Raw genomic sequence first — 18,203 nt, 5'->3', positions numbered from 1 at the left:
CTGGCGGTAGCCTTGTGAATCAGCCCAAAAGGCTTTTCTCACCCAAAGTGCGACAATATAAAGCTAAATGACCTCTTCTTTTTCCAATCTTTCGCTGGCCGAACCGCTGGCACGCGCCGTAGCCGAAATGGGCTACGAAACCATGACCCCCATCCAGGAACAGGCCATTCCGGTCGTTCTGCAGGGCAAAGACGTGATGGGCGCAGCCCAGACCGGCACCGGAAAAACCGCTGCCTTTGCGCTCCCGCTGCTGCAGCGGATGATGAAGCACGAGAACGCTTCGACCTCGCCAGCGCGCCATCCGGTGCGGGCGCTGGTGCTGCTGCCAACCCGTGAACTGGCCGTGCAGGTGGCCGAGCAGGTCAAGCTCTACGCCAAATACACCAACCTGAACAGCGCGGTGGTGTTTGGCGGCATGGACATGAAGCCGCAGACGCTGGAGCTTAAAAAAGGCGTTGAGGTGCTGGTCGCCACGCCGGGCCGCCTGCTCGATCACATCGAAGCCAAGAACACGGTGCTGAACCAGGTCGAATACGTGGTGCTCGACGAAGCCGACCGCATGCTCGACATCGGCTTTCTGCCCGACCTGCAGCGCATCCTGAGCTACCTGCCCAAGCAGCGCATCACGTTGCTGTTCTCGGCCACCTTCTCGCCCGAGATCAAGCGCCTGGCGGCCAGCTTCCTGCAAGACCCGGTGACGATCGAAGTGGCGCGTTCCAACGCCACCGCTGCCACGGTCGAGCAGCATTTCTACAGCGTGGGCGCCGACGACAAGCGCCGCGCGCTGCACCAGATCCTGAAGGCGCGCGATCTGAAGCAGGCGTTTGTCTTTGTCAACAGCAAGCTCGGTTGCGCGCGCCTGGCGCGCTCGCTGGAGCGCGAAGGCCTCAAGACCACCGCGCTGCACGGCGACAAGAGCCAGGACGAGCGCCTGAAAGCGCTGGAATCGTTCAAAAGCGGCGAAGTCGATTTGCTGGTCTGCACCGACGTGGCGGCGCGCGGGCTGGACATCAAGGACGTGCCAGCGGTGTTTAACTTCGACGTTCCCTTCAACGCTGAAGACTATGTCCACCGCATCGGCCGCACCGGCCGCGCCGGCGCATCGGGCCTGGCCGTGAGTTTTGTCGCTGCCAGCGACCAGCGCCTGGTGACCGACATTGAAAAGCTCATCAAGACCAAGATCGAGATCGAACCCATGGAGTTCGAGGAAGACACGCCGCGCATCAGCGAGCAGGGCCGAATCAACGACGGCCGGCGCATGTACCGCGAAGGCGAGGAGGGTGGCGCGCCAGCAGAGTCACGGCCACCCCGCGAACGCACGACCGAGCGCCGTGAGCGCCGCGAATACACGCCGCATCGCCAGCCGGCAGCCTCGCGCGATCCGTTTTTTGACCGGCCTTACGAACCCGGCATCCCGGCGCAATCCCTGCCTTCCTGGGAAGCGTCGGCCAAGGCCAATCCTGCGCGCAACGGTGTGTCGGCCAACATCAAGCCCAAGAAGAAAATCGCCGCGCTGTTCAAGTCTTCCTGACTTGGCGTTTGATTGATCTCTCCGGAATTCGCAGGCTGGCTGTCGTCAGCCTCTGCCTACGGTAAGTGGCGCGGCTGTCTGCTTATTCCTTCGCATAAGCCCTGTAGGCTATCGGCATGATGGCCACACCCGCACCACGACCTCTCACCCTGGCCCCTGCCGGTCATTCCCGGCTTCAGAAAATTTACCTGCCCTTGTGGCGTGCCGTCAACCAGTGGATAGCCGCCGACGGGATGCGCATGAGCGCGGCCATGTCGTTTTACGGCGTTCTCAGCCTGGCGCCGCTCCTGGTGCTGCTGGTGGCGGTGATGGGCTGGTGGCTGGACCGCAGTTTTATTGAAAGCAGCCTGGTGGCGCAGATTCGAGGCGTCATCGGCGAGCAGGGTGCGCAGGTCGTACAGCAAGCCATGACCAGCGCCAAGCAACCCTCGGAAGGCATCACCGCATCGCTGTTTGCATTCGGACTGCTGCTTTCCGGCGCGACCGGGGTGTTTGCTGAACTGCAGGACGCTTTTGAACGGCTGTGGCGGCAGGGCAGCGGTGAAACCCCCCGGCAGAAATGGTGGTACAGCGCCAGCCTGCGCCTGCGCGGTGTTGGCTACATCCTGGCCTTGGGCTTTTTGCTGCTGGTATCGCTGGCTGTATCAACTTTTTCCAGCCTTTTGTCGGGCTGGGCAGGCACTTATTTGCCGATTGACAAAGTCGTGTGGGTGCTCAACGAGCTGGTTTCCATCGCCTTTTGCGTTGCGCTGTTTTTGGGCCTCATGAGAATGAGTTCCGCGCCCAAGCCCGCCTTGCGTTTTCTGGTGATGGGCTCCGTGGCCGGTGCGATTTTGTTTCAGGTCGGCAAGTACCTGATGGCCTATTACCTGTCCACGGCTGCCGTTGTGTCGGCCTATGGCGCGGCAGGCTCGCTGGTCGTCATCCTGATGTGGATTTATTTCTCGTCCGGTGTGTTGCTGCTGGCGGCAAGCATGGCGCGTGCGTGGGCTGACGAGGCTGCGCTGGCTGATGAACACAAGGTTTCGCCGGGGCTGGCCGCGTAGCCATCAATGATGGCAAAAAGCGTGGGCGAAATCGTCCGCGCGCTTATTGACCCGGTTTATTTTCCTGGTTTTTGCGCCTGCTCGCAAGGCACCTGGATCAACTCAACCACACCGGCCGCGCCCAGCCTGGCCGCTGTCAGGCAGCCGCCCCAGACGCAACCCGTGTCCAGCGGCAGGACATTGTTTCGCAAGCCCGTATGCTGGCGGGCGTCCGTCACCAGGGTGGACCAGTGCCCGAAAGCAATGGGCGTGTCCTGGGTGGCCCGTCCCGGCACTTCAAACCACGGCATGTAGCCAACAGGCGCGCCATGGGCGCTCTCGCTGCTGCTGAACTCCATCGCGCCTTGCGCGGTGCAAAACCGCAGGCGCGTGAGCGCATTCACGATGACCCGCAACCGGTCCGCACCTTCGAGGCTACCCTGCCACTGGCAGGGCGTGTTGCCGTACATGGCAGTCAAAAAGCCTTTCAGGTCAGGTCCGCGCAAAGCGGATTCCACCTCTGCCGCCAGCATCAGGGTTTGCGCCGTACTCCACTGCGGCAATACACCCGCATGCACCATCAGCCAGCCATGGCGGTGCATCGCCATGGCGCGGTGGCGAAGCCAGTCCAGCAGCCCTTCGCGGTCCGGTGCCTGCAGCAGGTCGTTCAGCGTGTCGTGGCGGCCCGGCTTGCGCACGCCTTGCCACAGCGCCAGCAGGTGCAGATCATGGTTGCCGAGCAGGCACTGCGCCGCATCGCCCAGCGCCATCAGGCTGCGCAAGGTGCCCAGCGAGTCCGGTCCCCGGTTCACCAGGTCGCCCAAAAGGTACAAGGTGTCGCGGCTCGGGGAGAAATCAATTTTCTCCAGCAGCCGGTGAAATGGCGCGCTGCAGCCCTGCAGGTCGCCGATACAGTAAAGTGACATGCTCTTCATTCTGCCCCTGGATCCATGGATTTCCTCCTTATTGTTTTTTTAACGCTGCTCAATGGCGTTTTTTCCATGTCCGAACTGGCGCTGGCATCAAGCCGCAAGGCACGTCTGAACGCCATGGCCGAATCAGGCGACAAGGGCTCTCGGGCCGCGCTGGACCTGCTCGGCAATCCCACGCAGTTTTTGTCGTCGGTGCAGGTGGGCATCACCTCGATTGGCATGCTGAACGGCATCATTGGCGAGGCCGCATTCAGTGGCGGCGTCTCCCTGTGGCTGCAAACTTTTGGGGTCTCGCTAGGTGCTGCCGACATCTCCGCCACGGCCATCGTGGTGGCCAGCATTACCTATGTGACCATCGTGTTTGGCGAACTGGTGCCCAAGCGCATTGGCCAGCTTTACCCTGAAATCGTGGCGCGCCTGGTGTCGCGGCCCATGATGTGGGTGGCTGCCGGCGCCAAGCCCTTTGTCTGGCTGCTGTCCGTCAGCACCCACGCCGTGCTTAAACTGCTTCGGGTTGACAACAGTGCCGGCCGGGCTGTGACCGAAGAGGAAATTGCTGCCAGCCTGGAAGAGGGCGTTGATGCCGGGCTGATCGAGGAGCATGAGCACCAGATGGTGCAAAACGTATTTTTGCTTGACGACCGGCTGTTGACCTCCATGATGCTGCCGCGCGCCAGCATCGAGTGGCTGGACGCCTCTGCCACGGTGGCCGATGCCATCGACAAGGCAGGGGCCACCGGGCATTCCTGGTATCCGGTCTGCCGGGGCAGCCTCGACGATGTGGTCGGCGTGGTCAATGTTGCCAAGTTGCTCGCCTTGCGCGGCCAGATTCAACCAGCATCGCATGGCAATCCTGCAGGCTCCATTCCCACGGTGGCAGACCGCATCGGTCCGTATGCCGTTCCGGCCGTGTTCGTGCCAGAAACCCTGACCGGCATGGAGTTGCTGGAGCAGTTCCGCGCCCGTTCCACCCGCATCCTGCTGGTGGTTGATGAATACGGCGTGGTGCAGGGACTCATGACGCCCATGGATATGCTGGAGGCCATCACTGGCGAACTGCAAACCGGCACCACCCTGGACGCATGGGCTACCCGGCGTGAAGATGGCAGCTGGCTGATTGACGGCCTCATGCCTGTATCGGAACTCAAGGCCCGGCTCGACATCAGGGAATTGCCGGAAGAAGACCGTGGGCGCTACAACACCGTTGCCGGGTTGCTGATGTCGGTTTCCGGGCACCTTCCTGTCACTGGCGAGCGCATCAAGTGCGCGGGATGGATGTTTGAGATTGTTGATCTGGACGGCAAGCGGATTGACAAGCTCATGGTTACCCAAATTGGTGCACCTACTCGTGCTAATTTCGATTAAAGTTACATAGCGTAACTAATGTGAGATTGAAAAGCCTTCGATAGGTAACCCTATTCGATTTCAAGTCGAGGGGCATCAGTCATTTTTTAGTCAACTTCCCAATGTAAATTCAGGTTTTTCTGGGCATTGTTGCTGCACTTCAAATGCGTTTGAAATTCAAAACACGTTAAAAATTACATAAATTTGGCACAGTCAGGATTGTCAAAAATTGTTTTTTTTGTTGGAAATCTGTGTGGCATCGTTAAAATTGCTGCAATCGCACAATCTGGCGAACTGAGTTTTCCGGTGTCAAAGTCCTAAAAAAGATAGATTTACTGCATCTGAAAAGTGAGTTTTCAATGAGTTCCAAGTTTGATAATCGAACTGCCAACCCTGATCCAGCCTCTACCGATTCTGAATCTTTGTGGTTTTTAGCTCACACTCGTCCACGTCTTGAAACTGTCGCGTTGCAAAATCTGCAGCAACAGGGTTTCGATGTGTATCTTCCACTTTACAAACGACTGAAAAAAATTGACGCAGGCATGCAGGCTGTTTTTGAGCCCATGTTTTCACGTTATGTATTTTTCAGGACAACGTCGCTTGCCCAATCAATTGCACCTGTCCGCTCAACCCGTGGCGTGGCGCAAATTGTCAGTTTTGGTTCTGAATTTGCCACCATTCGCCCTGACATGCTCGACGCCATCCGGCAGCTTGAGCAACTCCGCAATGCGGCGGATGTGGCTGAGTTGAGTACTTTGCGTCCGGGCCATTTGGTCCGCTTCTGTAACTCAGCCTTGAGTGGACTCGAAGGCGTTGTCAAAAGTGTTTCCAGCTGCCGAGTGGCAGTGCTTCTCGAAATAATGGGTCGCCAGCAGTTGGTTCGTGTTGATCATCACCAACTGGTAGCGGCCTGAATTTTTAAACCGTGGCTTGGTATTTGCTTGTAGGCATTGCCGGTCTGAGAGTTGTCAAATTTTGCAGATTTACCCACTGTGTTTCACCTTGAAATGGTGAAAAACACTGCGGTAGCCTGTACGCCTTACTGCCTATGCAGCGTTTCTTTCATTCATAACCCTTCTTTCTGTTTGTCAATCCTTGTAGAGATTCGATTACGTCTTTTCACACTAAATACAGATACATTCAACTTTTGTCCTTCGTCATTTAATGCCCATGCACCAGAAATCAAACTCAACTTCCATACTTAAGCGCGCGCGCTGGCCTGTCATGGCCTTGGTCGTCGCCTGGCTGGGCGGTTGCGCGCTGGCTCCGGGGTTATCCATTGGCAAGGGGGTTCAAAAAGCCAGCCAATCGACACCTTCAAGCGCCGGTACTTCCCAAGAGAGCGGGGCTGTTTCGGATCAGGCGCCTCCCGGTGCACTGTTGACCATCACGCCCGAACTCATCAGCCAGCAACGCACCTTGCGAAAAGCTGAGTTGGGCGCCGATGTGAAAAGCCTGTTTGCCGAGGCCAAGCCCTATGGCATTGGCCCCGGCGACGTGATCAATATCGTCGTCTGGAACCATCCCGAACTGGTTCTGGCTCCGGCGGGTGCTACGCTGACTGCAGATGCTTCAGGCCTGGCGTCTGTCGGCAACGGCTACAACGTCAGCCCCGAAGGCCTGATCCAGTTTCCGCTGCTGGGCACCTTCAAAATTGCCGGCCTGACAGAAAACAAGGCCCGTGAAGAAATCACCCGCCGCCTGGCCAAATTCCTGCAGGATCCGCAAGTCACCCTGCGCGTGCAGGCCTATCGCGCCGGGCGTATTTATGTCGATGGAGAGGTTCGTACCCCCGGCCTGCAAGCCATCAACGACATTCCCATGACGCTGCCCGAGGCCATCAGCCGCGCAGGGGGGCTGACTCCCACGGCCGACAGGGCTACGGTAGCTGTTACCCGCAAGGGAACCACCACCATGATCAACATGCCGCAGTTGAGCACGCTGGGCGTTAATCCATCAAGCATCCTGCTAACCTCAGGAGATCTGTTGCGCGTGGGCAGCCGCGACGATACCAAGGTGTATGTGATGGGCGAAGTCACCAGGCCGATGACATTGCCCCTGCGCAATGGCCGGCTCACGCTCAATGAAGCCCTTGGCGAGGCTGGCGGCGTGAATGCCACTTCCGGCAATCCGCGCCAGATTTACGTCGTGCGCAGCCGCAATGGCGACAGTGCCACGGTTGCCGATGCAAGTGGTGCCACCACTTCCAGCACACCTGAGATTTACCACCTAGACGCCAGTTCCCCAACGGCCTATGCACTGTCCGAAGGCTTTGAACTCAAATCGCGCGATGTGGTGTTTGTCGATCCCGTGCCGCTGGTGCTCTGGAACCGCGTGGTCAGCCTGATCCTGCCCAGCGCGCAAATCACCAACACCGCGCGTGACATTACTACCAAATGACCGCGCGCAAGTGATGAACAACATCCTGACTATTTGCGTTGGAAACATCTGCCGCAGCCCCGTGGCTGAAGCGCTTCTTAAAGACCGCCTGCCCGGCCGCAAGGTTTGGTCGGCCGGTTTGCATGCCGTGGTCGGCCATGGCGCGGAAGCTACCGCCCGCGAAATAGCCGAGCAATATGGCCTGGACCTGTCCGCCCATCGCGCCCAACAGGTTGCCGGCTGGATGTGCAGCCATGCCGACCTGGTGCTGGTCATGGAAACCAGCCATCAGCAAGAACTTCAAAAGCTTTACCCGCTGGCGCGCGGAAAAATCCGTCGTCTGGGCGAATTCGGCCCGCAAGGCGCTTTTGAAATTGCCGACCCTTACCGTCAGCCTCGCGCTGCCTTCGAAGCTGCCCATGCTGCCATCGCCCAGGGCGTGGACGAGTGGGTACGCCGTATCAATCTTGTTTCGTGATGCCTGACCGTATGAACCCTTCTCAATCTCCAGTGCCTGCCTCGTACATTGCTGACGCACAAGACGATGAAATTGACTTGTTAGGCTTGCTCGATGTGCTGCTTGATGCGCGCTGGCTCATTGTCGGCGTGACTGCACTGGTGCTGGTGCTGGGCGGTGCCTATGCCTTCCTTAGCCGCCCGGTTTATGAAGCTAATACATTGATTCAGGTTGAAGACAGCAAGCCCGGTGCTGCCGGTGCCCTGGGCGATGCAGCCAGCCTGTTTGACATCAAGTCACCCGCCACGGCCGAAATAGAAATCCTGCGCTCTCGCCTGGTGGTCGGCAAGGCCGTCGATGACCTGCAGTTGTATGTCACAGCCACCCCTCAATACCTCCCGCTGGTCGGTGGTTGGCTTGCACGGCGTGCCACCGATCTGTCCAATCCCGGATTCATGGGCATGGGCGGTTATGTCTCTGGCAATGAATCCATTCGTTTGGGACTGCTCGAAGTACCCGCAGCGTTGCAAGCCCAACCGCTGCTGCTGGTGGCCACTGAAGGCGGTTATGAATTACGCGACCCTAATGGTCAGACGCTGGTGCAGGGCAAAACCGGTACGCCGGCAGACTTTGGCAGCGGGGAAGACAAGGGCCGCATTCTGGTGACCGAACTCAAGGCCAAGCCCGGCGCGTACTTCGACGTGTCGCGTTATTCCCGTCTGGGTGTGATTCAAGGGCTGCAGCAGCAACTGGCCATCTCGGAGCAAGGTCGTCAGTCCGGTGTGATTGCGGTGCAACTGCAAGGCACCGACCCGCAACAAATTGCCCGTACCCTGAATGCCGTAGGCACCAACTATGTGCGCCAGAATGTCGAGCGCAAATCGGCCGAAGCAGAAAAATCACTTGCTTTCCTGGGTGATTTCTTGCCTCAGCTTAAAAAGCAGTTGGAAGAATCCGAAGTTCGATTCAACAAGTATCGCAACCAGAACGGCACGTTTGACCTGGGCGTTGAAGGGAAAACGTATCTTGAAACAGCTGTCAAGCTACAAGGCGACCTCCTGTTACTACAGCAAAAACGACGCGAGCAAATCGCGCAGTTCACCGCTGCTCACCCCGTCATCCAGACGCTGGATGCACAAATTTCCGCCGTCAGCAAGGAAATTGCGGGCCTGACCACCAAGGTCAAGACACTGCCCAATACCGAGCAAGACTTGCTGCGCCTGACACGCGATGTGAAGGTCAACAGCGAGCTGTATCTCAACCTGCTGACCAGCTCACAGCAATTGCTCCTGGTCAAGGAAGGCAAGGTCGGTAATGTTCGGGTGGTTGATGCACCTGTTGTGCCTGAGCGGGCCATCAAGCCCCAGCGCTCACAAATACTGGCCATCAGCGGCGTGCTTGGCTTGCTGTTGGGCATGGGCTTGGCATTTTTGCGCAACAGCCTGCGCCCTGGTATCAAGGATCCGGCCGATATCGAGTCGGCCACCGGCCTGCATGTATTTGCCACCGTGCCGCATTCGGCTGAGCAGGACAAGCTTTCCAGGCTGATCAAGATCCAGGCTCCAGGCAACCACCTGCTGGCCATTACGCATCCCGAAGACCCTGGTGTGGAAAGCCTGCGCAGCCTGCGCACTGCGCTGCAGTTTGCCATGCTTGATGCGCGCAACAACGTGGTGCTGTTCACTGGTCCCACTCCGGGCATTGGCAAATCCTTTACGAGTGCCAACTTTGCCGCCGTGCTGGCCGCAGGCGGCAAGCGTGTGCTGCTGATTGACGCCGACATGCGCAAAGGCCACATTCACCAGTTTTTTGGCATGAAGCGCGGCCACGGCTTGAGCGAGCTGATTGCCGGCAGCCGCACGTTGGGCGATGTGGTGCGCCGCGCCGTTGCACCCAATCTGGATCTGGTCACCACTGGCACCATGCCGCCCAACCCCGGTGAATTGCTGATGTCGCCCGCTACCGTGCAACTGCTGGAAGCCCTGTCTGCCCAATACGACCTGGTGCTGATCGACACTCCGCCCGTGCTGGCCGTGTCAGACACGCAGGTACTTGCACCGCATGCCGGCACCGTGTTTTTGGTAGCCCGGGCCGAAGTGACCGCACTCGGCGAATTGCAGGAAAGCACCAAGCGCCTCGGCCAGACCGGTGTGCAGGTCAAAGGCGTCGTGTTTAACGATCTGGACACCAGCCGCCAGCGCTACGGCGGCTATGGCTACAAATACAGCCGCTACCGCTACACCAACTACCAATACGGCAAAACAGACGGGCAGTAAACAGCCATGCATGTTTTCGCATCAGCTTCAGTTGCCATGCCGCAGCACGTTGCCATCATCATGGACGGCAACCGTCGCTGGGCTGCAAAGCGCAGCATGCTGCGCGCACTGGGTCATGTCAGCGGAGCGCGACAGGTGCGCCAGATCATTGATGCCTGCATGGAACGCGGTGTGAACTACCTCACCCTGTTTGCCTTTAGTACCGAAAACTGGCAACGCCCGGCCGATGAAGTCTCTAGCCTCATGGGCCTGCTGGTGCATTACCTGCAAAAAGAAGTCAGTGCCATGCATGCCTCTGGCGTGCGCCTCAAGGTAGTCGGCGACCTGAACCGGTTTGATGGACAATTGCAAAGCCTCATGGCCAGCGGCCAGGCCCTGACTGCCAACAACAGCAAACTCACCCTGACCATTGCCGCCAATTATGGCGGCCGCTGGGACATGATGCAGGCCGTGCAGGCCTGGCAGGCAGCCAACCCGGCACAGAGCGTGGCCGACATGAACGAAGTCGCTTTGCGCCCGTACTTCAGCATGGGCTATGCCCCCGACCCCGATCTGCTCATCCGCACCGGCGGCGAATCGCGCATCAGCAATTTCATGCTATGGCAAGTGGCTTATACCGAGCTGTTCTTTACCGACACCCTGTGGCCTGACTTCAGCGCCCAGTCACTTGACCATGCGCTGCAGTGGTACCAGGCCCGCGATCGCCGCTTTGGCGCTTCCAGACCCCCCTCTCCCGAAATTACCCGCTGCGCCATCTGAAACATTGACTTTTCGAAGCGATGGCGGCTTCCGTCACACAAAAATGCGTTACTCGCACCATACAAGTGCGTCGTACTCCCAACCCTTGAATCCACATCAACCTACGGCCCAGGCAATGAGCGCAAGAAAAACTGACCTTATCAATGCTTACGACATCACGCCCGTCATTTTGTGTGGCGGCTCTGGCACACGGCTTTGGCCGCTCAGCCGCAAGAGCTTTCCCAAACAGTTTGTGCCGCTGATCAAGGGAAAAAGCCTGCTGCAGCACACGCTGGAGCGCGTGGCACAGTTCAACCCCAGCGCTCCGCGCGCTTTATGCATTGCGGCTGAAGACCATCGGTTTCTGGTTGTAGAAGCGCTAAAGGCTGCGGACGTGAAAGGGCGTGTCATGCTTGAGCCCGTAGCACGCAACACCGCTGCCGCCATGGCTCTAGCCGCATTGCAGTCCCGGCCAGAAGACCTGTTGCTGTTTTGCCCTTCCGACCACCATATTCCCGATGCCGACGCATTTGGCACCATGGTGTTGCAAGGCTGCCCGGCCGCTGCTGCTGGCGCTATCGTTACCTTCGGTGTCGTGCCCAGCTTTCCGAGTACGGCGTATGGCTACATCCAGCGCGGCATGCTTAACGCCAATGGCCAGAGCAGCCAGGTCGCCAGTTTCATTGAAAAACCAGCGACCGACAAAGCGCAGCTTTTACTGTTGCAAGGCGATGTGCTGTGGAACGCCGGCATCTTTCTGATTCAGTCACAGACGCTCAGGGAAGCGTTGCGCTTGCACGCACCTGATATCTTCAAAAGCTGCCAGCAAGCCGTGGCAGGTGCTACCGAGGATGGAGACTTCATCCGGCCTGAACCCACCGCTTTTATAGCTTGCCGCGCTGAAAGCGTGGACTATGCCGTGCTGGAGCACCATGCCAACGTGGCAGTGGTTCCGTTTGCGGGCGCATGGAGCGATGTGGGCAGCTGGAATGCCGTGGCTGAGTTGAACACGCCTGACGACCAGGGCAACCGCATTGACGGCCACGGCATGGTCGTGCAGGCGACCAACACCTATATTTATGCGCCGCACCGGCCGGTGGTGGCCCTGGGCACGCAAGACCTGCTGATCATTGACACGCCCGACGCGCTGTTGGTGGCCAGCAGCAGCCATGCCGAAGAGGTCAAGCAGGTCGTGGCGCTGCTTGAAACCAAAAAAACCCCGCAGGCTGTGCAACATCGCAAGGTGGAACGCCCCTGGGGCTGGTACGACAGTGTGGATGCGGGCGCGCGTTACCAGGTCAAGCGCATCACCGTGCGCCCTGGCGCCAAGCTCAGCCTGCAAATGCATTACCACCGTGCCGAGCACTGGATCGTGGTCAAAGGCACGGCCCTCATCACCCGGGGTGATGAAGAAGTTTTGCTGACTGAAAACCAGAGCACCTACATTCCCCTGGGAGTCAAGCACCGCCTGGAGAATCCAGGAAAAACAGAGCTTGAACTGATTGAAGTGCAATCGGGCGGCTATTTGGGCGAAGACGACATCGTGCGGTTTGAAGATACCTATGGCCGCATCGCCACGCTGCCCACTCAGGCTTAAGGAATAACCATGACAAACATATCACCCAAGATTTACGTCGCTGGCCACCGGGGCATGGTGGGCTCCGCCATCGTTCGTCAACTGCTGGCAGCAGGTCACGCGCCTGAGAACATCATCACCCGCACCCATGCTGAGCTAAGCCTCACCGAGCAGTCTGCCGTGCGCGACTTCTTTCAGGCTGAAAAGCCCGACCAGGTGTATCTGGCCGCCGCCAAGGTAGGCGGCATTCATGCCAACAACACCTATCCGGCCGAATTCATCTACCAAAACCTGATGATGCAGGCCAACGTGATTGATGCCGCCTTTCAAAGTGGCGTTAAAAAGCTGCTGTTCCTGGGTTCCAGCTGTATTTACCCCCGGCAGGCCCCGCAGCCCATGGCTGAAAATGCATTGCTGACCGGCCCGCTGGAGCCCACCAACGAGCCCTATGCGATTGCCAAGATTGCCGGCATCAAACTCTGCGAAAGTTTTAACCGCCAATACGGCGCCAGCCACGGCATTGATTACCGAAGCGTCATGCCCACCAATCTGTATGGTCTGGGTGACAACTACCACCCTGAAAACAGCCACGTCATTCCCGCACTGATTCGCCGCTTTCATGAAGCCAAGGCCAGCCATGCGCCCAAAGTCACCATCTGGGGCACCGGCACCCCATGCCGTGAGTTCTTGTATGTGGACGACATGGCCGCTGCCAGCATCCACGTCATGAACCTGGAAAAGGCCACTTATGACCTGCACACCAGTCCGATGCAAAGCCATATCAATGTCGGCTACGGCAGCGACATCACCATTGCTGAATTGGCGCAAACCGTGGGCCAGGTCGTGGGCTACCAGGGTGACATCGACTTTGACAGCACCAAACCCGACGGCGCACCCCGCAAGCTCATGGACAGCAGCCGCCTTGAATCCCTGGGCTGGCAGGCGCAAGTGAATCTGAAGGACGGCTTGAAACTTGCATATCAAGATTTCATGACGCACTCATAAGCGCTTTCTTTTATTCTGTAGTCATTCATAAACCTTTTGTTTTGTCATTCCGGCCTTGAGCCTATATCCACCACGCCAACCATGACCATTGCATCCAACACCACTCCCAAAGTCGCTCTCATCACCGGCATTACCGGCCAGGACGGCTCTTATCTTGCTGAGTTCTTGCTGGAAAAAGGCTATATCGTCCACGGCATCAAGCGCCGCGCCTCTAGCTTCAACACCGCCCGGGTGGACCACATCTACCAAGATCCACATACAGACAACGCTAAATTCAATTTGCATTACGGTGACCTGAGCGATTCGAGCAACCTGACGCGCATTATTCAGCAGACCCAGCCCGACGAAATCTACAACCTCGGAGCCCAAAGCCATGTGGCGGTCAGTTTTGAAAGCCCTGAATACACCGCCGATGTGGATGGTATGGGCACCCTGCGCATCCTCGAAGCCATCCGCATTCTGGGGCTGGAGAAGAAAACCCGCTTTTATCAGGCTTCTACCTCCGAACTGTACGGCTTGGTGCAGGAAATTCCGCAAAAGGAAACCACGCCGTTTTATCCACGCAGCCCGTATGCTGTAGCCAAACTTTACGCGTACTGGATCACGGTGAACTACCGCGAGGCCTACGGCATGTATGCCTGCAACGGCATCTTGTTCAACCACGAAAGCCCGCGGCGCGGCGAAACCTTTGTCACCCGCAAGATCACCCGTGGCCTAGCCAACATCAGCATGGGCCTGGAAGATTGCCTGTATATGGGCAACATCGACGCCCTGCGCGACTGGGGCCACGCCAAGGACTATGTGCGCATGCAGTGGATGATGCTGCAGCAAGACCAAGCCGAAGACTTTGTGATCGCCACCGGCGTGCAGTACAGCGTGCGCCAGTTCATCGAATGGAGCGCTGCCGAACTCGGCATGCAATTGCGCTGGGAAGGGCAGGGCGTTAACGAAGTCGGCTACTGGAACGACAAGCCCATCGTCAAAATCGACCCGCGCTATTTCCGTCCTGCGGAAGTTGAAACCCTGTTGGGTGACCCCACCAAGGCCAAGGAAAAACTCGGCTGGATACCTGAAATCACCGTACAGGAAATGTGTAAAGAAATGGTGGCCAATGACTTGGCTCAGGCCAAGCAGCATGCGTTGCTCAAACAGCATGGCTACAGAGTCAATGTGAGCATCGAGTAACTAACAGGAAAAAGCGTTATCAATGGTTCTTTATAGAGATCAGCTAATACTTGTGATTAATTAGTTATAACTATACTCACATCATGCGCTCAATTATGATAAATAACTACAGAATCAGAGTGGCTTAAAAATTTATTAACCGATGATAAAGCTGATTAAAAAAGTAGTTAAAAAGTTGAGCAAAAGTGCCAATTAAAAGTTAATTAGTTGGCAAAATAGTTGAGTTGAAATTTAAAAACCTTTAAAAACTCCTCACTCAAGAAGAGAGGCATTGAAAGGTAATCTGGCAACTCTTGAGACGCGCTGCAAGCGTCAAGTAATTTATCCGCCATGATTTAAATATGTTGTTAAAAAATGTTGAATAAATTAAAAAAAATAATAACGCACAAAAGCTTTATTAAATACTTTATTAATACGTCGTGGATGTTTTTTGAGCAATTTTTTCGTTTATTAGCTGGAGTATTTGTAGGTATCTATGTCGCTCGATATCTAGGCCCAATGCAATTTGGAATTTTTAGCTACGCAGGAGCATTTGTTGCGCTATTTGCCGCACTTTCCAAATTGGGACTAGATGGCGTAGTCGTTCGAGAGTTAATAAATCAACCTGAGTGCAAGAATAAAATTTTAGGAACTGCATTCTGGTTGAAAGTAACAGCAAGTCTTGTTGTACTTGGCGTAATAGCGACAATACTTCCATGGTCGTCAAATGATAAGCAGACAAATATATATATATATATTATAGCTATGGGTCTGCTATTTCAAACTTTTGAAATAGCAGATTTTTATTTTCAATCAACTACGCAAATCAAATACGTTTCAATGTGCAGGACAGTGCAATTGGCGATATCATCTGCAGTAAAGTTATATTTAATATATATCGAGGCTGATTTAATGCCTTTTGTAATCGTCACACTTATCGATCAAATAATGTTGGCATTGGCATTCATTTTAATGCTTTACGCCAAAAATAGCATATCAATATTTTCATATTTTTCAAAATCAATCGCAGCTTCCTTGTTGAAAGATTCATGGCCCCTTATAGTTTCAAGTCTTGCAATTAGCCTTTACATGCGGATAGATCAAATAATAATTAAAGAATTATTGGGGGTGGCGGATGTGGGATTGTATTCAGCGGCACTACGTATTTCTGAAACTACATACCTAGTTCCTGTGATTATATGCACATCAATATTTCCGGCAATTATCGCAACAAAGAAACTAGGCGATGAAATTTATTCAAAAAGAATTCTTATTCTTTTTGAAAGTATGATGCTAGCATCAATATTGATTGCAATACCAATATCAATATTTTCTGATCTGATAATGAAATCGCTTTTTGGGGAGAAATATATGATTGCGGGAAGCGTATTGGCAATTCACGTTTGGAGTGGCGTTTTTGTCTTTATGGGCGTGGCCGCAGGTAAATGGATGTTGGTGGAGAATATTACTAAGCAAACAATGTATCGTACGCTGGCAGGCGCAATTATTAATATTTTGTTAAATTTAATTTTAATACCGATTTATGGAATTAAAGGTTCGGCTCTTGCAACATTAATAACTTGTTTTACGACATCCATTTTAATGAATTATATAAGTGTAAAAACCAGAAAATGCTTTTGGATGCAGATGAGCGCATTAATTTTTCCTGGCAGATGTATAATATCAAGCTTTAAAAAATCTAATCAAAAAATTTAAAATTAAATTATGTTAATAAATTCTCATGAGTGGAATGACTTATACGCAACCTTAAATTCCTTAAAAAAACAAAAAAAAATAAAATATATACCAAATGGCGGTAATGCAGGTGATGGAGTTATTGCTGCAGCTACATGGCAATTATTTGAACGATTAGATATCCTATCATTGATAGAAGTGGGTGGAGAAATATCAACAGGCGATGTGGTAATTTATGGGGGTGGTGGTAATCTTATTCCTGAGTATGATCAAGCTCGTAAAGTAATTGAAAAATGTTTGGAGGTAAATGTAAGTAAATTCATACTATTGCCTCATTCAATTCGTGGAAATGAAGATTTATTACAAAAAATGGATGAAAGATTCTATCTCTTCTGTCGAGAGCAAAAAAGCTTTAGCCATGTCAGCTTGTTTGCTACTAGAGCGCAAGCTTTTTTAACACATGATTTGGTTTTTGGTCTTGATTTTAACTCAGTTATAAAAAAATGCTCAAATCCAATAGCTAGAGTGAAGTTAGTATTTTTTCCAAATATATTAATATCGTATATTCGTTGGAGGGTTAAATTGCAAAAAATAAAACCACAATATGATAACGAAATGCATTTAATGCGAGTAGATGTTGAATCAAAATACTCAAATAAATACTCTGAGAAATATGATCTTTCATCAAAGCATTCTTCCACATATGTAAATAGATTAGAAGCAGATGTCATTACAAGTGATTTTTTGTCTGTTATTGATCGTGCAAATCATATAGTGTCAGATCGGTTGCATGTTTGTATTAGTGCGGCTCTCTTAGGTAAAAAAGTGACAATGCTAGACAACTCATATGGTAAAAATTTTGAAGTTTATACAAATTCTATTCAAAAATATTTTCCAAACGTGACATTTATTAATAATTAGCCAAATTTTACCAAAGTAAATCATGGTTATTCTTGTTGGTGAGATGTATAAAATAGCAGTATATTTTGGCGCTAAAAGTTAAAGGTATTAATTGTGAATAAGTGGACTATTATTATTTGTTGCTATAATAGTGAGTCGAGAATAAAAGCGACACTTGATAGTATATTTTCGGCAATAAAAAAGTATAATAGCAATGCAATAGAAATAATTCTAGTTGATAATTTATGCACTGATCAAACTGTTAAATACGCTTTAGAAACGGTAGAAATAAATAATTTTACCTCATTCAAGATCATACGCGAAAGTAAGGCTGGACTCATGTATGCCAGGATGTCTGGAGTAATGGCTGCCTCTGGTCAATATATTGCTTTTATCGATGATGATAATTGGCCTACCGAAAAATATTTGCATATTGCAGAGACTATTTTTGACAGTGATACAAGCGTTGGTGTTTTTGGATGTGCAACGAAGTTACCTTCTGATCGCTATATACCAGAAGCGATACAACGATATGCGAGCAGTTTTGCTATTGGGCATTTGCCATTTGAATCTGGATTATTAGATACTGGTCAATGCGTATGGGGAGCTGGTATGGCAGTTCGTGCTAGTAAACTTAAATCAATATTTAAATCCGGATTTTCGCCTATTTTAGTAGGCCGTTCTCAATCTACACAATTAGCTGGTGATGACTCGGAAATAGTATTGGCAATGGTACTTTCTGGGTGTTCAGTATGGTATGAGAACACTCCGCTGATATTGCATGCAGTTGATCCTTCAAGATTTAACTACAAAAATGTAATAAAAATGAATGAAGGATTTGGTTCGAGTGCATTATTCCTTCAAATTTATTCTATCTGCACTAAAAGCACTATGATTAATAGTAGCTTAATATTTTTTGCGTTTGCACCTTTGATCTTAGCTAAAGATTTTTTTGCGTTGTTTAAATGCTTTATTGCTACAAAGGACACTTCAAACATAGATTTGAAGCTGTTAAAAAGATTTTTTTATTTAAAATGGTTTTGCTATTTGAGTAATCCAAAAATGCGAATGCTGCAAAAAATGAATATTTCTAAAGCTAAGGCTGTTTTAATTTAATTTAATTTAGGCATTGATTGGTTTTTGTTAAATTACTATATTTTGGTAAAGTTCGCGCTAGGTTA

The 18,203-nt window shown here is 52.9% G+C and carries 15 protein-coding genes; 14 read left to right on the top strand and 1 reads right to left on the bottom strand.

Annotated features, from left to right (window positions below; all coding sequences use genetic code 11):
* The first annotated feature begins 67 nt into the window (after window positions 1-67).
* Both PNAP_RS15975 and PNAP_RS15970 read left to right on the top strand, forming a co-directional pair.
* A complete protein-coding gene (locus PNAP_RS15975) occupies window positions 68-1,531 on the top strand; it encodes a DEAD/DEAH box helicase (RefSeq protein ID WP_011802571.1) in 1,464 nt (487 codons plus the stop codon).
* Between the two features lie 116 nt (window positions 1,532-1,647).
* Complete coding sequence (locus PNAP_RS15970) at window positions 1,648-2,577, top strand: YihY/virulence factor BrkB family protein (protein ID WP_011802570.1); 930 nt, start codon at window positions 1,648-1,650, stop codon at window positions 2,575-2,577.
* 56 nt (window positions 2,578-2,633) lie between these two features.
* Here the strand turns inward: PNAP_RS15970 and PNAP_RS15965 are convergent, their stop codons facing one another.
* Complete coding sequence (locus PNAP_RS15965) at window positions 2,634-3,482, bottom strand: symmetrical bis(5'-nucleosyl)-tetraphosphatase (protein WP_041377360.1); 849 nt, start codon at window positions 3,480-3,482, stop codon at window positions 2,634-2,636.
* Window positions 3,483-3,506: 24 nt separating this feature from the next.
* Between PNAP_RS15965 and PNAP_RS15960 the strand changes: the two genes are divergently transcribed.
* The 12 genes from PNAP_RS15960 (at window position 3,507) to PNAP_RS25785 (ending at window position 18,138) form a co-directional block, all read left to right on the top strand.
* Window positions 3,507-4,853, top strand: a complete 1,347-nt coding sequence (locus tag PNAP_RS15960) for a hemolysin family protein (RefSeq protein WP_011802568.1) — start codon at window positions 3,507-3,509, stop codon at window positions 4,851-4,853.
* Window positions 4,854-5,191: 338 nt separating this feature from the next.
* Window positions 5,192-5,746, top strand: a complete 555-nt coding sequence (locus PNAP_RS15955) for a transcriptional activator RfaH (RefSeq protein ID WP_011802567.1) — start codon at window positions 5,192-5,194, stop codon at window positions 5,744-5,746.
* Window positions 5,747-6,056: 310 nt separating this feature from the next.
* Window positions 6,057-7,232: a polysaccharide biosynthesis/export family protein gene (locus PNAP_RS15950; RefSeq protein WP_011802565.1), complete on the top strand. Its 1,176-nt coding sequence runs from the start codon at window positions 6,057-6,059 to the stop codon at window positions 7,230-7,232.
* Window positions 7,233-7,245: 13 nt separating this feature from the next.
* The gene (locus PNAP_RS15945; RefSeq protein ID WP_011802564.1) at window positions 7,246-7,689 is read left to right on the top strand and encodes a low molecular weight protein-tyrosine-phosphatase; all 444 of its coding nucleotides are present in this window, start codon (window positions 7,246-7,248) and stop codon (window positions 7,687-7,689) included.
* An 11-nt stretch (window positions 7,690-7,700) separates the two neighbouring features.
* A complete protein-coding gene (locus PNAP_RS15940) occupies window positions 7,701-9,944 on the top strand; it encodes a polysaccharide biosynthesis tyrosine autokinase (RefSeq protein ID WP_011802563.1) in 2,244 nt (747 codons plus the stop codon).
* A gap of 36 nt (window positions 9,945-9,980) precedes the next feature.
* Window positions 9,981-10,703, top strand: a complete 723-nt coding sequence (uppS, locus tag PNAP_RS15935) for a polyprenyl diphosphate synthase (RefSeq protein WP_157040309.1) — start codon at window positions 9,981-9,983, stop codon at window positions 10,701-10,703.
* Window positions 10,704-10,818: 115 nt separating this feature from the next.
* A complete protein-coding gene (locus PNAP_RS15930) occupies window positions 10,819-12,279 on the top strand; it encodes a mannose-1-phosphate guanylyltransferase/mannose-6-phosphate isomerase (protein WP_011802561.1) in 1,461 nt (486 codons plus the stop codon).
* Between the two features lie 9 nt (window positions 12,280-12,288).
* Window positions 12,289-13,263, top strand: coding sequence for a GDP-L-fucose synthase (fcl, locus tag PNAP_RS15925; RefSeq protein WP_011802560.1), 975 nt, complete (start codon window positions 12,289-12,291; stop codon window positions 13,261-13,263).
* An 81-nt stretch (window positions 13,264-13,344) separates the two neighbouring features.
* The gene (gene gmd, locus PNAP_RS15920; protein ID WP_011802559.1) at window positions 13,345-14,448 is read left to right on the top strand and encodes a GDP-mannose 4,6-dehydratase; all 1,104 of its coding nucleotides are present in this window, start codon (window positions 13,345-13,347) and stop codon (window positions 14,446-14,448) included.
* 423 nt (window positions 14,449-14,871) lie between these two features.
* Entirely contained in the window at window positions 14,872-16,143 is a 1,272-nt protein-coding gene (locus PNAP_RS25795) for a flippase (RefSeq protein ID WP_198140648.1), read from the top strand.
* 9 nt (window positions 16,144-16,152) lie between these two features.
* Window positions 16,153-17,043, top strand: a complete 891-nt coding sequence (locus tag PNAP_RS25790) for a polysaccharide pyruvyl transferase family protein (protein WP_011802557.1) — start codon at window positions 16,153-16,155, stop codon at window positions 17,041-17,043.
* Window positions 17,044-17,136: 93 nt separating this feature from the next.
* Window positions 17,137-18,138: a glycosyltransferase gene (locus PNAP_RS25785; RefSeq protein ID WP_011802556.1), complete on the top strand. Its 1,002-nt coding sequence runs from the start codon at window positions 17,137-17,139 to the stop codon at window positions 18,136-18,138.
* Window positions 18,139-18,203: the final 65 nt, after the last annotated feature.

The sequence above is a fragment of the Polaromonas naphthalenivorans CJ2 genome (assembly GCF_000015505.1).
GTDB classification, from domain to species: domain Bacteria; phylum Pseudomonadota; class Gammaproteobacteria; order Burkholderiales; family Burkholderiaceae_C; genus Polaromonas; species Polaromonas naphthalenivorans.
Note: the sequence above shows the minus strand (reverse complement) of the source record. Positions and strands in the feature narration are given on the sequence as shown.

Coding starts and splice junctions, on each gene's coding strand:
- PNAP_RS15930 (WP_011802561.1), top strand. CDS start 10,819: ATGAGCGCAAGAAAAACTGACCTTATCAATGCTTACGACATCACGCCC.
- PNAP_RS15970 (WP_011802570.1), top strand. CDS start 1,648: ATGATGGCCACACCCGCACCACGACCTCTCACCCTGGCCCCTGCCGGT.
- PNAP_RS25790 (WP_011802557.1), top strand. CDS start 16,153: ATGTTAATAAATTCTCATGAGTGGAATGACTTATACGCAACCTTAAAT.
- uppS (WP_157040309.1), top strand. CDS start 9,981: ATGCCGCAGCACGTTGCCATCATCATGGACGGCAACCGTCGCTGGGCT.
- PNAP_RS15965 (WP_041377360.1), bottom strand. CDS start 3,482: ATGTCACTTTACTGTATCGGCGACCTGCAGGGCTGCAGCGCGCCATTT.
- PNAP_RS15950 (WP_011802565.1), top strand. CDS start 6,057: ATGGCCTTGGTCGTCGCCTGGCTGGGCGGTTGCGCGCTGGCTCCGGGG.
- PNAP_RS15955 (WP_011802567.1), top strand. CDS start 5,192: ATGAGTTCCAAGTTTGATAATCGAACTGCCAACCCTGATCCAGCCTCT.
- PNAP_RS15975 (WP_011802571.1), top strand. CDS start 68: ATGACCTCTTCTTTTTCCAATCTTTCGCTGGCCGAACCGCTGGCACGC.
- PNAP_RS15945 (WP_011802564.1), top strand. CDS start 7,246: ATGAACAACATCCTGACTATTTGCGTTGGAAACATCTGCCGCAGCCCC.
- PNAP_RS15960 (WP_011802568.1), top strand. CDS start 3,507: ATGGATTTCCTCCTTATTGTTTTTTTAACGCTGCTCAATGGCGTTTTT.
- PNAP_RS25795 (WP_198140648.1), top strand. CDS start 14,872: ATGTTTTTTGAGCAATTTTTTCGTTTATTAGCTGGAGTATTTGTAGGT.
- fcl (WP_011802560.1), top strand. CDS start 12,289: ATGACAAACATATCACCCAAGATTTACGTCGCTGGCCACCGGGGCATG.
- gmd (WP_011802559.1), top strand. CDS start 13,345: ATGACCATTGCATCCAACACCACTCCCAAAGTCGCTCTCATCACCGGC.
- PNAP_RS15940 (WP_011802563.1), top strand. CDS start 7,701: ATGAACCCTTCTCAATCTCCAGTGCCTGCCTCGTACATTGCTGACGCA.